14 protein-coding genes, 1 other RNA gene and 1 pseudogene are annotated in these 13,335 nt (G+C 63.7%); 7 read left to right on the top strand and 9 right to left on the bottom strand.

The window, feature by feature from the left end:
* Positions 1-76: 76 nt before the first annotated feature.
* The 4 genes from truA to recR all read right to left on the bottom strand — a co-directional run bounded on the left by truA (position 77) and on the right by recR (position 3,069).
* Complete coding sequence (gene truA / locus ASF08_RS18425) at positions 77-847, bottom strand: tRNA pseudouridine(38-40) synthase TruA (RefSeq protein WP_056148226.1); 771 nt, start codon at positions 845-847, stop codon at positions 77-79.
* A 25-nt stretch (positions 848-872) separates the two neighbouring features.
* On the bottom strand, positions 873-1,802 hold the full coding sequence (gene fmt / locus ASF08_RS18430; RefSeq protein WP_056148229.1) for a methionyl-tRNA formyltransferase: 930 nt from the start codon (positions 1,800-1,802) through the stop codon (positions 873-875).
* Positions 1,803-1,830: 28 nt separating this feature from the next.
* Positions 1,831-2,349 (bottom strand): peptide deformylase, encoded by a 519-nt coding sequence (locus ASF08_RS18435; protein WP_056148231.1) that lies wholly within the window; start codon positions 2,347-2,349, stop codon positions 1,831-1,833.
* Between the two features lie 114 nt (positions 2,350-2,463).
* Entirely contained in the window at positions 2,464-3,069 is a 606-nt protein-coding gene (gene recR / locus ASF08_RS18440; protein ID WP_056148233.1) for a recombination mediator RecR, read from the bottom strand.
* A gap of 336 nt (positions 3,070-3,405) precedes the next feature.
* On the opposite strand from recR, the gene ASF08_RS18445 reads away from it, so the two are divergent.
* The gene (locus ASF08_RS18445; RefSeq protein ID WP_056148235.1) at positions 3,406-5,022 is read left to right on the top strand and encodes a phosphoenolpyruvate carboxykinase; all 1,617 of its coding nucleotides are present in this window, start codon (positions 3,406-3,408) and stop codon (positions 5,020-5,022) included.
* Positions 5,023-5,086: 64 nt separating this feature from the next.
* On the opposite strand, the gene ASF08_RS18450 is transcribed toward ASF08_RS18445, so the two are convergent.
* The 4 genes from ASF08_RS18450 to ASF08_RS18460 form a co-directional block, all read right to left on the bottom strand.
* Entirely contained in the window at positions 5,087-5,407 is a 321-nt protein-coding gene (locus ASF08_RS18450; protein WP_056148237.1) for a YbaB/EbfC family nucleoid-associated protein, read from the bottom strand.
* A 60-nt stretch (positions 5,408-5,467) separates the two neighbouring features.
* Positions 5,468-7,333 (bottom strand): DNA polymerase III subunit gamma/tau, encoded by a 1,866-nt coding sequence (locus ASF08_RS18455; RefSeq protein ID WP_056148240.1) that lies wholly within the window; start codon positions 7,331-7,333, stop codon positions 5,468-5,470.
* Between the two features lie 87 nt (positions 7,334-7,420).
* Positions 7,421-7,517, bottom strand: an RNA gene (gene ffs / locus ASF08_RS24285) — signal recognition particle sRNA small type.
* A 56-nt stretch (positions 7,518-7,573) separates the two neighbouring features.
* Positions 7,574-7,837: a PepSY domain-containing protein gene (locus ASF08_RS18460; protein WP_056148243.1), complete on the bottom strand. Its 264-nt coding sequence runs from the start codon at positions 7,835-7,837 to the stop codon at positions 7,574-7,576.
* Between the two features lie 145 nt (positions 7,838-7,982).
* Here ASF08_RS18460 and ASF08_RS18465 point away from each other — a divergent pair.
* From ASF08_RS18465 to ASF08_RS18485, 6 genes and pseudogenes are all read left to right on the top strand, one after another.
* Positions 7,983-8,969 (top strand): annotated as a pseudogene (locus tag ASF08_RS18465) (YifB family Mg chelatase-like AAA ATPase); the annotation flags it as partial.
* Between the two features lie 58 nt (positions 8,970-9,027).
* A complete protein-coding gene (locus ASF08_RS18470) occupies positions 9,028-10,785 on the top strand; it encodes a recombinase family protein (RefSeq protein WP_082473273.1) in 1,758 nt (585 codons plus the stop codon).
* Positions 10,782-11,033 carry a hypothetical protein gene (locus ASF08_RS18475; protein WP_056148255.1) on the top strand — a complete coding sequence of 84 codons (252 nt, stop codon included), beginning with the start codon at positions 10,782-10,784 and terminating at the stop codon, positions 11,031-11,033. The genes ASF08_RS18470 and ASF08_RS18475 overlap by 4 nt, the downstream gene beginning before the upstream one ends.
* 113 nt (positions 11,034-11,146) lie before the next feature.
* A complete protein-coding gene (locus ASF08_RS24950) occupies positions 11,147-11,752 on the top strand; it encodes a hypothetical protein (protein ID WP_156629637.1) in 606 nt (201 codons plus the stop codon).
* A complete protein-coding gene (locus tag ASF08_RS18480) occupies positions 11,752-12,162 on the top strand; it encodes a DUF6538 domain-containing protein (RefSeq protein ID WP_056148258.1) in 411 nt (136 codons plus the stop codon). The genes ASF08_RS24950 and ASF08_RS18480 overlap by 1 nt, the downstream gene beginning before the upstream one ends.
* 2 nt (positions 12,163-12,164) lie before the next feature.
* The gene (locus tag ASF08_RS18485) at positions 12,165-12,632 is read left to right on the top strand and encodes a hypothetical protein (protein ID WP_056148261.1); all 468 of its coding nucleotides are present in this window, start codon (positions 12,165-12,167) and stop codon (positions 12,630-12,632) included.
* A gap of 229 nt (positions 12,633-12,861) precedes the next feature.
* Here the strand turns inward: ASF08_RS18485 and ASF08_RS24955 are convergent, their stop codons facing one another.
* Positions 12,862-13,236, bottom strand: coding sequence for a hypothetical protein (locus tag ASF08_RS24955; protein WP_156629638.1), 375 nt, complete (start codon positions 13,234-13,236; stop codon positions 12,862-12,864).
* Positions 13,237-13,335: the final 99 nt, after the last annotated feature.

Consider the following 13,335-nt stretch of genomic DNA (forward strand, 5'->3'; position numbering starts at 1 on the left):
GCCTCACGATGTCGAAAATCGTCGAGGTTGCCCGAAGATGCCTTTCTGATCGCATAATACAATCTGAAATTGCTTCCTAAGTAGATTCCCGGTCAGGCCCGTAATCCACCCCCACGAAGGTCAGTCCCTTGGCGGGCGCCATGGGGCCGCAGCGGGCGCGGTCGCGGCTCGCCAGGATGTCGGCGACCTCGGCGATGCCGAAACGGCCGCAGCCGGCCATCATAAGCGTTCCGACCATGGCGCGGACCTGATGGTGCAGGAACGAGCGCGCCGAGGTCGAGATCACGATCTCCTCGAACAGGCCCATCGTCACCGTAGCTACGTCGAGCTGTTCGAGGGTGCGGATCGGGCTGTTCGCCTGACATTCGGCGGCACGAAAGGCGGTGAAGTCGTGGCGACCGAGGAGACCTTGCGCGGCCCTGTGCATCACCTCGGCATCGAGCGGCCATGGCACGTGCCAGACATGGTCGCGCGTCAGGGCGGGGGGGCTGCGCCGGTTGAAGATGCGATAGCGGTAATGCCGGCGGATCGCGGAGTGCCGCGCATCGAAACCCGCTCCGACTCGCTCGGCGCTGACGATGGCGACCGGAAGCGGTCGGAGATGGGCGTTCAGGGCGTCGCGCACCGTATCCGTGCGCCAGTCCTTGCTCAGGTCGAGATGAGCGACTTGATGGATGGCGTGTACGCCGGCATCCGTCCGACCGGCGCAGGTCAGGCGCAGATCCTCCCCCGTGAAGCGTTTAACGGCATCCTCGATGGCGCCCTGAACGGTTACGTCTTCGGCCTGCCGCTGCCATCCGCAGAATGGAGCGCCGTCATACTCGATAACGAGTTTGTAGCGGGGCATCAGCGACGGCCCCCGGTCTCTGACTTCAAGGGAAGCGCGTTCCCGGCGCGAGATGCGCACCACGCACGAAGTCCGCACCCGTGACGATGCCGCCCTTGCCGGCTCGGCGCAACTCGGTGAGCCGCACGGCGCCCCCGCCGCAGGCGATGGTTCCCGCTGAATCGAGCAGAGTGCCGGGCGCGCTCTGTCCCTCCGTTGGCATGGCGCGCAGCACCTTCACGCGTTCCGGCCCCTTACCGAGATCGGCCTCGAAGAAGGCGCCGGGGAAGGGCGAGAGCCCGTTGATGTGGTTCGCCACCTCGCGCGCCGGCTTGGACCAGTCGATGCGCGCCTCCTCGTTAGTGATCTTGCGCGCGTAGACGAGCCCCTCTTCGGACTGGCGCGTGAGGGGGAGGGGCTCGTGTTCCAGCTGGCGGAGGGCTCGGCTCATGAGCGCCGCGCCAATGGGCATCAGCGCATCGTGCAGGTCTCCCGCGCTCATACCGGGGGCGATGGCGACCCGCTCTTCCAGGGCTACGGGGCCGGTGTCGAGGCCCCCCTCCATGCGCATGATGCCCACGCCACTCTCCGTATCCCCCGCCATGATAGCGCGCTGGATCGGTGCAGCCCCGCGCCAGCGTGGCAGCAGGGAGGCGTGAAGGTTCAGGCACCCGTGGCGCGGCACGTCGAGGATCGCCTGCGGCAGCAGCATCCCATAGGCGACCACGACGGCGACATCGCATCCGTGTGACCGGAAGAGCGTGAGCGCGTCCGGCGACTTCAGGGTGGCGGGGGTGTGAACCGGCAGGCCGAGCCCGTCCGCCAGCGCATGGACGGGGGACGGTCGTAACGCCATGCCTCGCCCGGACCGCGCCGGGGCGCGGGTATAGACCGCGGCGATGTCGTGACCGTCTTCCGCCAGGCGCGCCAGGGTCGCCACGGCGAAATCGGGCGTCCCCATGAAGACGAGCTTCATCGCGCGCGCTCTCTGCTGAAGGATAGGATCAGACGTCCTCGCCGCGCTTGGCCGCCTTAACGAACTTCTTAATGACGCGGTCGCGCTTCAGCTTCGACAGGTGATCGATGAAGAGCACGCCGTCGAGATGATCGATCTCGTGCTGGATGCAGGTGGCAAGGAGCCCGTCCGCCTCGATCTCGCGGGTTTCGCCGGAAAGGTCGCGAAAGCGCACGCGCACGCGGTCAGGCCGTTCCACTTCCCCGTAATATTCGGGGATCGACAGGCAGCCCTCGTCGTAGACGCGCTTCTCCTCCGAAGCCCAGACGATCTCCGGGTCGATGAAGATCTGCGGCTGCCGCGCGTTCTCGTCCTTAGAGGTGTCGATCGTGACGACACGCTTGGTCACGCCGACCTGGATGGCGGCGAGGCCGACGCCCGGGGCATCGTACATCGTCTCCAGCATGTCGGCGGCGAGGGTGCGGATCTCGTCGTCGATGGCACCGACGGGGGTCGACACCTGACGCAGGCGGGCGTCTGGCAGGATGACGAGGGGGCGGATGGTCATGACTCGGCCGGATCTGTCGATGAGAAGGGTCCGGCTCCCCGTCGCTCGGGTCCGCCGTGCCGGACCCGCAGATACGGTTTGGCGGATGGCCGGTCAAATCGATGGGAAAACAATTCAGAAGGCCGTCCGGCTTCGGATGGCCGCCGAGAGTGTGCCCTCGTCGAGATAGTCGAGCTCACCCCCCACCGGCACGCCATGGGCGAGGCGGGTCACTTTCAGACCGTGATGCGCCAGGGATTCGGTGACGTAATGCGCGGTGGTCTGGCCATCGACCGTGGCGTTCAGCGCCAGGATGATCTCCCGGACCTCGCCGTTGCCGGCCCGGTCCACGAGGCTCGCGAGATTGAGATGCTCCGGCCGAACGCCGTCGAGGGCAGAGAGCACGCCGCCGAGGACGTGATAGCGCGCCGTCACCGCGCCGGATCGCTCCAGGGCCCAGAGGTCGGAGACATCCTCGACCACCACCAGGATGGAGGGATCGCGCGATGCGTCCCGGCAGATGGTGCACGGGTCGCTCGTATCGACGTTGCCACATTCCCGGCACACGACGATGCGCTCGGAGGCCACCTTCATCGCGTCCGCCAGTGGAGCGAGCAGAGCTTCGCGCTTCTTGATGAGGTGCAGCGCCGCACGCCGGGCCGAGCGCGGGCCGAGCCCCGGCATGCGGGCGAGGAGCTGGATCAGGCGCTCGATTTCGGGGCCGGCAACGGCTTGGGCCATGCGTGTTCCGTCAAACGGCCGAGGCCGTACTCGTTGAATGGGTTCGGATCTGATCGCCTTGTAGTCGGGATTTGACGCGGCCGCATGCGTTGCGACGCCGCTCCGGATACCCCTTTGTTTCTCTGACAGATCCCCTCGTTCGTCGTTGAAACGAATGCCGGCTCAATTGACCGGTGCCCTTCGCGGACTAAGCAGGTCAGATCGATAGAGTGGCGAACCTGCGCGCGGCGGACCTGAACGACCGCGCGGACACTCCATCGGACAGTTCGGAAGACGAATGGGAGCTTCCGGCCAAGCCAGACCTCAAAGCGATCAGGTGTTCGAGGAGTAGCGGACGTGACATATTTCGGCGACTTCAACGCCAGCCATGGATCCGAGAAAATCGGCCTGCGCAATCTCAAGGCGGTTCATTGGAACCTCGAAGCCCCACGCCTTTATGAGGAATCCCTGAGTCGGGGTGAATCGCAGCTCGCCCATGGCGGCGCCCTGGTGGCAACGACGGGGAGCCATACCGGACGTTCGCCCAAGGACAAGTTCATCGTCCGCGACGCCGGCACCGAGGACGAGATCTGGTGGGAGAACAACGGCGCGATCACGCCCGAGCAGTTCGAGACGCTGTACCAAGACTTCCTGAGCCATGCCGACGGGCGCGAGCTCTTCGCCCAGGACCTCTATGGCGGTGCCGATCCGGCCCACCGTGTCCAGGCGCGGGTCTACACCGAACTCGCTTGGCACTCGCTCTTCATCCGCAACTTGCTGATTCGGCCCGAGCGGTCGTCGCTCGCCGACTACGTTCCCGATCTGACGATTATCGACCTGCCGAGCTTTCAGGCCGAGCCGCATCGCCATGGTTGCCGCTCGAAGACCGTCATCGCCATCGACTTCACCCGGAAGATCGTCCTCATCGGCGGTAGCGCCTATGCCGGTGAGATGAAGAAGTCGGTCTTCACCTATCTGAACTACGTCCTACCCGGCGCGGGCGTGATGCCGATGCATTGTTCGGCCAACGCAGCCCTGGATGCCGAGGGTGACTCAGCCCTGTTCTTCGGCCTCTCGGGCACCGGCAAGACCACGCTTTCCAACGATTCCTCCCGGCAGCTCCTCGGCGACGACGAGCATGGCTGGAGCAAGGACGGCATCTTCAATTTCGAGGGCGGCTGCTACGCCAAGACCATCCGTCTCTCGCGCAATGCCGAGCCGGAGATCTACGCCACCACCGAACGCTTCGGCACGGTGATGGAGAACGTGGTGATCGACCCGCTGTCGCGGCGCCCCGATTTCGACGATGCGTCGCTCACCGAGAACACCCGCTGCGCCTACCCGCTCGACTTCATCGCCAATGCCAGCGCGACGGGCCGGGCCGCGCACCCGAAGAACATCGTCATGCTCACCTGCGATGCCTTCGGGGTGATGCCGCCCATCGCCAAGCTGACGGGCGCTGAGGCGATGTACCATTTCCTCTCCGGTTACACCGCCAAGGTCGCCGGCACGGAGCGCGGCCTGACCGCGCCGGAAGCTACGTTTTCGACCTGCTTCGGCGCACCGTTCATGCCGCGCCATCCGAGCGTCTACGGCAACCTGCTGCGCGACCTCATCGCCCATCACGACGTCGATTGCTGGCTCGTGAACACTGGCTGGACCGGTGGCGGCGTAGGCACCGGACGTCGCATGCCGATCCGGGTGACACGGCGACTGCTCGCGGCCGCGTTGGATGGATCGCTGTCGAAGGCGGAGTTCCGCCGCGATCCGTATTTCGGCTTCGCCGTCCCGGCTTTCGTTCCGGGAGTCGAGCCGCATATCCTTCAGCCGGTGAAGACCTGGGTCAACAAGGTCGCTTTCGCCGACACGGCGACACGGTTGGTGACGATGTTCAAGGACAACTTCAAGCGCTTCGAAGACCACGTTGATGCAGACGTGCGTGCCGCCGAGCCCGTGCAGGTCATCGCCGCCTGACGGCAGATCATCGCCCGATCCCGGCGCGAGCCCGGATCGGGGACTTTCTAGGCCGAAGGAAGCTTCAGAAAAGCTTCATACCGGGCGGGATCGGTAGCCCCTTGGTCAACTCGGCCATGCGCTCGGCCGCAACGCCTTCGGCCTTGCCGCGCGCATCGTTGACCGCGGCCACAATCAAATCTTCGAGGATTTCGCGCTCGTCGGGAATCAACAGGCTCGGGTCGAGAGTGACGCCCTTGACGAGCCCTTTCGCCGTCATCGTCACCGTAACGGCCCCGCCGCCGGAGGCGCCCTTCACCTCAACGAGGTCGAGCTCATTTTGAAGGCTCGCCATCTTCTCCTGCATGGCCTGGGCCTGCTTCATGATTCCCATGAGGTCGCGCATGGCGTGAGATGTCCGAAAGAGTTGCGGGGAACGTGATCTGGGGTGGCGCCTGAAGGAACGCTACGCTTCGTCGTCCGGTTCGTCGCCGACTGAGATTTCCGGACCGGCGAGGTCGACGCTTTCGGCGATCTCGACGGGAGGGGCCTTGTCCCGAACATCGACGATCTGAGCGCCCGGAAAGCGTGCCAGAACCTCCCGCACCAGGGGGTGGGCGGCGGCATTCTCATGGCGTGATTCGAGAGCGGCGCGGGCCTTGTAGGCGAGGGTCGGCTCGCCCACCTCCTTCGATAGGGCGACGATCCAGCGCTGCCCCGTCCAGGCGTCCAGGGACCGGGCGAGATCGTTGGCGAGACTCTGGCGACCGCCGTCGGCGAGACGGAATTCGATCCGGCCCTCCTCGAAACGGACGAGATGGACCTCCCGTTCGAGGGCCATCTTGAGGCCGATATCGCGTCGCTCGTCGGCCATCGCCACGACATCCTCGAACCGCGCGAGACGCGGACCGGCCGAGACGGCGGGAACTTGCGGAACGGGCGACGGTACGAGGGCCGCCCGCACGCTTCCGCTGGCGGCCAGGGTCAGGGCCGGTCGCGGCGGCGGCTCCACTGATGCCGGGGTCGAGGGCTGGGGAGGAGACAGGGCACTGCTGGGAGCGGGCGGGGAGGCGGAGGGTGGCGCTTGCGTCTGAGGCGATGCCAGAGCCTCGGTCCTCAGTTGCCTCAGCGCCTCGTCCGGCGTCGGGAGATCGGCGGCATAGGCGAGGCGCACGAGCGCCATCTCTGCGGCGGCCAGCGGTCTTGCTGCGACCTGGACCTCGGGGATGGCCTTCAGAAGTATCTGCCACGCCCGCGACAGGGCGCGCACCGAGAGCTTGGCCGCGAATGCGCCGCCCCGGTCGCGCTCGTCGGCGCTGAGCGTTGGGTCCGCGGCGGCGGCCTCGGGCACAAGCTTCAGGCGAGTGACCAGATGGGTGAAGCTCGCGAGATCCGACAGGATCACCGCCGGGTCGGCACCTGCCTCGTACTGGCCACGCACTTCCGCGAAGCTCGCCGGAACGTCGCCGCGCATCACCGCCTCGAAGAGGTCGACGATCCGCCCCCTGTCGGCGAGGCCGAGCATGTCGCGCACGCTGGCCCCGGTCACGAGACCAGCCCCATGGGCGATGGCCTGATCGAGAAGAGAGAGCGCATCGCGCACGGAGCCTTCGGCTGCGCGGGTGATCGCCGCCAGGGCTTCCGGCTCTGCCTCGACATTCTCGGCCGCACAGATCCGGGCGAGATGCGCGACCATGGTGTCCGCCTCGACCCGGCGCAGATCGAAGCGCTGGCAGCGTGACAGGATCGTCACCGGGACCTTGCGGATCTCGGTGGTGGCGAAGACGAACTTGGCGTGGGGCGGCGGCTCTTCCAGGGTCTTCAGGAAGGCGTTGAACGCCTTCTCCGAGAGCATATGGACCTCGTCGACGATGTAGACCTTGTAACGAGCCGAGACCGGCGAGTAACGAATGCCGTCGATGATGCCGCGCACGTCGTCGATGCCGGTATGCGAGGCGGCATCCATCTCCAGCACGTCCATGTGCCGGGATTCCATGATCGCCTGACAATGCCGGCCGAGCTCCGGCATGGCGATGGTAGGGCCGGTATCGGGATGGCCGTCGCGGACATAGTTGAGGCCCCGTGCGAGAATGCGGGCCGTCGTCGTCTTCCCGACGCCGCGTACGCCGGTGAGCATCCACGCCTGTGGAGTGCGGTTGGCCGCGAACGCATTGGCCAATGTGCGCACCATGGCGCCCTGGCCGATCAGGTCGTCGAAATTCTGCGGGCGGTATTTGCGGGCGAGCACCCGATAGGGCGTCACCGCCGGCACGGGCTCGGGCAAGCCCGGCAGGCCAGGAAGATCGCTCGGTGAGCCGGAAGTCGCGTCCATGCCGCCTTGCGTGGTTCGAACGGCCCCGGGTCGGGGGAATGCCGCCACGCGGGGCCTCGGACAGGTCGATCGGTGAGGATCGACGAAGGTGGGAGGCTGGACGAAGACCCGCTCGGTCTCGTTAGGGCTGCTTCCTTCCGGACCTGACCCGGTTGGCGAGTGAAACGTCCCTCGCCAACCTCCCGAGCGCTATATGGCCGGCGCTTCGGCGTAACGCAAGCGCCTCACGAGGCCGGACCTCTATTCGGCTTCGCGGGTGGTGATGGCGAAGGTCTTGGGGTCGAGCTCGAGGTCGAACTGCTTGCCGTTGGCATCGATGGCATCGTCCACGTCGATCTCATGATCCTCGACCTCAATCTTCTTCCACTTCACGAAGCCTTCCTTCTTCAAGGTCGCCTCGATCTTGGTGAGTTCCTCGGGCGTCGGTGCCCTGTCGGCGAAGGCGATTCCGGTCAGGGCGAAACCGAGGGCAATAGCTGCGAGGCCGGCTGTCTTGATCGACATGGACATCTCCTTGGATGGAAATCAGACGGTTGCGAACGGTACAGCCCTGCCGGAGTTCCATGACAATTCCACATGGGCGCACGCGCTGGTTGTCACGGGCGCCGGCTCGCCATAACCTTGGCCTTAACCTCAGAGGCTCGAAACCATGGTCACCCGCGTCGCCACCGTTGCCTTCGAGGGAATCGAGGCGCGTGCCGTCGACGTGCAGGTGCAGATCGCTTCCGGCGCCGTGGTCTTCATGGTGGTTGGTCTGGCCGACAAGGCCGTGGCGGAATCACGGGAGCGCGTCCGCTCGGCCCTGATCGCATCGGGACTCGCGCTTCCGGCAAAGCGCATCACCGTCAACCTCGCTCCGGCGGACTTGCCGAAGGAGGGATCGCATTACGATCTGCCCATCGCACTTGCGGTGATGGCCGCCATCGGCGCGATCCCGCCCGATGCGCTCGCCGGTTATTGCGTCCTCGGCGAGCTGGCCCTGGACGGCACGATCACAGCGGTGAACGGCGTCTTGCCTGCCGCAATGGCGGCGAATTCGCGGGGGCTCGGTCTGATCTGCCCGGCCGCGACGGGGCCTGAAGCGGCCTGGGCCGGTGGCGACATGGACGTTCTGGCCCCGCGCTCCCTGATCCAGCTCGCGAACCATTTCAAGGGCAGTCAGGTCATGGCACGCCCGGAGCCGGCCGTGGCCACGACCACGGGACGGCTGCCGGACCTTCGCGACATCAAGGGCCAGGAGGGAGCCAAGCGTGCCCTGGAGATCGCCGCCGCCGGAGGCCACAATCTTCTGATGAATGGCCCGCCCGGTGCGGGTAAATCGATGCTCGCGGCCCGGCTTCCCTCCATCCTGCCGCCTCTCGGGCCCCGCGAGCTCCTCGAAGTCTCGATGATCCAGTCGGTGGCCGGTGAGTTGAAAGGCGGAGCTCTGTCGAACCGTCGGCCGTTCCGGCAACCTCACCATTCGGCGTCGATGGCTGCCCTCGTAGGGGGTGGTATCAATGCCCGCCCCGGCGAGGCCTCACTGGCGCATGGCGGCGTGCTGTTCCTCGACGAGCTTCCCGAGTTCACACCGCAGGTGCTCGATTCCCTGCGCCAGCCAATGGAAACCGGCGAGGTCATGATAGCCCGCGCCAGCTAAAATTGACATTGTCCACTCGCCGGCAGATTCTTGGCCCAACGCCTGGAGTCCGCCCGTGCTATCACGCCGTAAGCCGAAAAAGAATCTCGTGCCGGTCCAGCGCTTCGCGATCAGCTACCTGCGATTTAGCCATGCCCGGCAGGCCAAGGGCGACTCCGTTCGGCGTCAGCTCAAGGCGTGTGACGACTATGTCCGGGAGCAGGGGCTGACCCTCCTCGACACCTACTCGGACAAGGGCGTCAGCGGGTATCGCGGCAAGCATGCGAAGAGCGGCGCTCTCGGGGCGCTGCTGGAGCTGATGAAGGACAGCAAGCTCCCCCGCGACTTCACCCTGATTATCGAGAACCTCGACCGCCTGTCTCGTGAGCAGCCGTATGACGCCCTGGAGCGGTTCACGCATCTGATCAGCCACGGGGTGACGATCGTCTGTCTCGACTTCAAGGATAAGCCGCTCAACCGGGAGACGATCAACAAGGACGGGTCTCTCATGACCACCGTCCTGATGATGCTCCAGCGTGGCCATAACGAATCCGCGACGAAGAGCAGCCGCGTCCGGGCGTCTTACGATGCTCGGTTCGAAAAGGCGCGTGAGGACGGGCTCGCGATGAAGGGCTTCCGTGGTCCTGCTTGGCTGAAGGTCGAGGGCAAAAGGTACGTCGAGGACACGCCTCGGTGCGATGTCGTCCGTGAGATTTTCCGCCTCCGGATCGCGGGCCTTGGGGACTACGCCATCGCCGCTCAGCTCAATGAGCGCGAGATTCCCATTTTCGATCACTGCGCCAAGCGGACGACCCCGACGAAGAACGCAGGGTGGTATCCCGCTTACATTAGCGCGATACTGGAAAGCCGCGCAGTCCTCGGCGAGTTCGATCCCCGCGAGGAGGGGAGGCCGTTCGTCTACTTCCCTCAGGTCGTGTCGCCGGCAACGTTCGCCGATGCTCAGGCGATGAGGCGGACCCGTCCTACGTCCGTGAAGGGCGCTCGGGGGACGCGCCATCACAATCTCTTCATGGGGCTTCTGCGCTGCAAGCATTGCGGTGGCACGATGACGGTCACGCAGAATCGGCCGGAGCACGGGCCGAGGCCGACCATCCGATATCTCCTGTGTTCGAATCGGCGGCGGCACTCGAAGGCATGCAACGGCGCTGGGATGCTTAACCTCTTCAGGCTGGAGAAGACGATCCTCGATTTCCTGCCGCGAATCCCGTGGGGTGAAATCGTCCGCGCTGAGAATCCCGGTGATCCGCTGGGGCCGCTCGATCTGAAAATCTCAGCGCTTCGTGATGATTTGGCGCGGTACAGGGAGCAGACCGACAACCTCACTGCCGCGATGGCGCAATCGACCAGAACCCTGCCAGCGCTGCTCAAGGCGCTCGAAGACGCCACGGACAAGGTCGATTTGGCCGAGGCGCAGCTCAAGGTGCTGAAGTCCGAAAGAACGGCCAAGGCGCAACTGTACCGGCCGAACATGGTCAAGGATGCCGTTGGGTTCGTGGAGGCCATGCGCGACGCCACGGGCGCGGATCGGTACGAGGCTCGCGCTCGGCTGTCGAAGGCGCTGGCCAAGATCATCACCGATATCGAATGCGACACCGTCCAGAAGACGGCCAAGGTGCGTATCTCGAAAAGCTATGTGCTGCTGCTCGCGCCGAACGAGACGGATGGTGCGGTCGCGGTGATCGAGGGACTGCCCTCAAACGAGGACACGGCGAGAATCGTCGATGAGCTTCCGCCCGGCGTGTTCGTGCCGAAGGGGATCGGCAAAAGCCCCGGCATCCACATCATCGGCGCCACGGCAGTCGACGTCCCATGACCGCCCTCTCGGTCGGCGAGATGTCTTCCACGGACGCTGTGGCCTATCTCGCCGGCTCGGGCTTCCCCCATGTCGTATCGGTCCGCCTTGAGGTCGCTACGGCCTCCTACGGGCGCGCCCTGGAGATCTGGCAGTGCCTGTCCGGGCGCGACGGGTGTGACTGCATCCACGATGGGGATCGCGGCATCTGCATCGTCGGGTTCGCCGATCCGGACGCGGCCTTCGAGTTCAAGATGCGGTTCGGATAGCGCCTGCGCAGTTCGGCTCCGTTGACGGGTCGGCTATTTCCATATAGCCCTTTCAATATATAAATTGGATAGGGGATACGGCAGTGGATCGGGCGGAGTCGGAAAGCATCGGTGTGAGCATCCGCAGCGAAGATGAGTGGGAGGAGGGGGCACGCAAGCGCCTCAACAAAGCGGGCTTTTTCGTGCTGCATGACAGCAGCTACTCTGCCGAGCGGGACCGCGATTTCATGCAGCACCTGCTGTCTAAGAAGAATCACGGTTTCGAAGGAGGCCCTCCGAACACAATGAACGGCCCATGGAAAAGGCTTTCGAAAGGGAGCAAGTATATCTATGGAGTACATGGCGCTTTTATTCAAGACATAATTGCGGCAGAAATCTTCTACGGACTTGAGACATGCTCAGTGGAAAGGCTTCGTATTTATACTCACCTATGCGATGAGACAAAAATAGCTATGGCTTGCTTGCATACGACAAGCTTGATTGTGTATAAAGACATGATGATCGACGTCGGCGTATACGCTACTGACGAGGCGCATCATTATTCAGATTATTGGCCTCTTTCTGAACTTGAGGAGTGGTTTGTTAGACGTAAAGATTCATTCATTTATAGTATTAGAAAATCTAGCAGAGAGCTTTCCGACCTTGGGCCTTACCAAGTACACGCGGTATGCCTTAATCCTAATGCTAGGTTCGAGCTTAAAATGGCGTGGGGTGCGTAATGGCGGGACGCAAAGGCGACTATCTCTTCAAACAGCCGGCCTCAAAGAACTGGTACATTGCGTTCGAGTACCCGCCCGAGCTTCGGGCGGAGTTCGGCAAGAAGAAGGTGCGCTCTCTCGGCACACCTGACCGCGCCGAGGCTGAGAAGCTGGCAGAACCTCTGGTGGCGGAGCACAAGGCCAGAATTGCTGCGGCCGACGAAATGCGGGCCAAGGCGGACCTTCGCACCCGCAGCGTCCCCATCGGCTTTCGGACCGCCGCCGATCTCGCACGAACGAACGAGATTGCGCAGTGGATCTACGAACGGCAGGGCACCGTGGGTGACGTCCAAGTGATGGAGTTGGCGACGCTGACCATCCTCTTCTCCGATCCCGATATCGCGTTCGAATTCAAGATGAGGTTCGGGTGATCATGAGGACGGAACTTCAACGGAAACATAGAAGCATCATTGAGAAGCTGCGGCGGCGGGTGAAGCGCCTGCCCGAGGCGAAGCAGGCCAATTTCACGTGTAACATCGATACGCTCGCGGCTAATCAAAAAGGTGATCGCAAGATCGCTAAGTTGAAAGCTGAAAACGCTGAAAAATTGGCTGAAAACGCTGCAATGGCGGCAGATCTACGCCAAGCTGTTGTGGCGATTGGTCTAATCCACATTGTTGAAGTTCGCACGCCAGAAATCAAAGAGGCATATCGACTACACTCAGAAGTCGAGCATTGGTTGGAGGACCATGGGGACTTCTTCAGCGATGCGCGGGCGTCCGGCCCTTTCGCTCTCGGGCCAAATGCCTGTTTCCTTTTCCCGCCATTGCTTCGTGGTGCCGTCGCCGCCGCCTTTGCTGATCCGAATCTGGCGCTTGAATTCAAGATGAGGTTTGGGTGATTACCGCACGGCTCAACCGGTCGCCACGGGACGAGATCGATTGGTTCCGGGATCGCCTGGAGCGGGAGGGATTCCCGTTCTTCGTGGCGACGCAGATGGGCCAGCCGCATTCATATCAGCGGATGAACGAGATCCGAGCTTGGCTGACGGTCCGAAACCCCCGAGCGGCCACGCAGAGAGGCTGGAAGGTCCGGGACTGCTTGGGATTCGGCATTTACTGCGTCGGCTTTCATGACCAAATCCTCGCCACCGAGTTCAAGATCCACTTCGGATGATGATCCCAATGGATGAAACCGCGCACTTCCGGTGGTGGTTCGCCTGTGAAGGCTTCCCGCATTTCGTCGAGGCCAAGCTCGATCAGCCCATGGTGCAAGCATTCGAGCGCGCTGAGCAGATCCGTGAATGGCTGCGGAGCGTAGAGGGCTGGATAGACCGGCATGACGGACTGATGGGTGTCCGCCTTGTGGGGTTCAAAAATCCGGATGATGCGTTCGCGTTCAAGTTGCGATGGGGCTGAATCAAGCTCAGATCCGATGATTCCGAGGCGATGATTCCCTCTGTATTCGAAGATTCCGTCCAGATCCGGGGCGGATACGTTCGTCAAGCTTGATATTATCGGCCGGTTCGCGGATATACGATGGTACTGAGGTGCCGCGTTGCCGATCATTCCACGATCACAGCCCTTTACGCTCCCGCCGTGGGA

The organism is Methylobacterium sp. Leaf85 (assembly GCF_001422125.1).
GTDB classification, from domain to species: Bacteria; Pseudomonadota; Alphaproteobacteria; order Rhizobiales; family Beijerinckiaceae; genus Methylobacterium; species Methylobacterium bullatum.

Bases quoted from the DNA above. Each gene is read 5' to 3' on its own strand.
- truA (WP_056148226.1), bottom strand. From the start codon at position 847: ATGCCCCGCTACAAACTCGTTATCGAGTATGACGGCGCTCCATTCTGC.
- fmt (WP_056148229.1), bottom strand. From the start codon at position 1,802: ATGAAGCTCGTCTTCATGGGGACGCCCGATTTCGCCGTGGCGACCCTG.
- ASF08_RS18435 (WP_056148231.1), bottom strand. From the start codon at position 2,349: ATGACCATCCGCCCCCTCGTCATCCTGCCAGACGCCCGCCTGCGTCAG.
- recR (WP_056148233.1), bottom strand. From the start codon at position 3,069: ATGGCCCAAGCCGTTGCCGGCCCCGAAATCGAGCGCCTGATCCAGCTC.
- ASF08_RS18450 (WP_056148237.1), bottom strand. From the start codon at position 5,407: ATGCGCGACCTCATGGGAATCATGAAGCAGGCCCAGGCCATGCAGGAG.
- ASF08_RS18455 (WP_056148240.1), bottom strand. From the start codon at position 7,333: ATGGACGCGACTTCCGGCTCACCGAGCGATCTTCCTGGCCTGCCGGGC.
- ASF08_RS18460 (WP_056148243.1), bottom strand. From the start codon at position 7,837: ATGTCGATCAAGACAGCCGGCCTCGCAGCTATTGCCCTCGGTTTCGCC.
- ASF08_RS18475 (WP_056148255.1), top strand. From the start codon at position 10,782: ATGACCGCCCTCTCGGTCGGCGAGATGTCTTCCACGGACGCTGTGGCC.
- ASF08_RS18480 (WP_056148258.1), top strand. From the start codon at position 11,752: ATGGCGGGACGCAAAGGCGACTATCTCTTCAAACAGCCGGCCTCAAAG.
- ASF08_RS18485 (WP_056148261.1), top strand. From the start codon at position 12,165: ATGAGGACGGAACTTCAACGGAAACATAGAAGCATCATTGAGAAGCTG.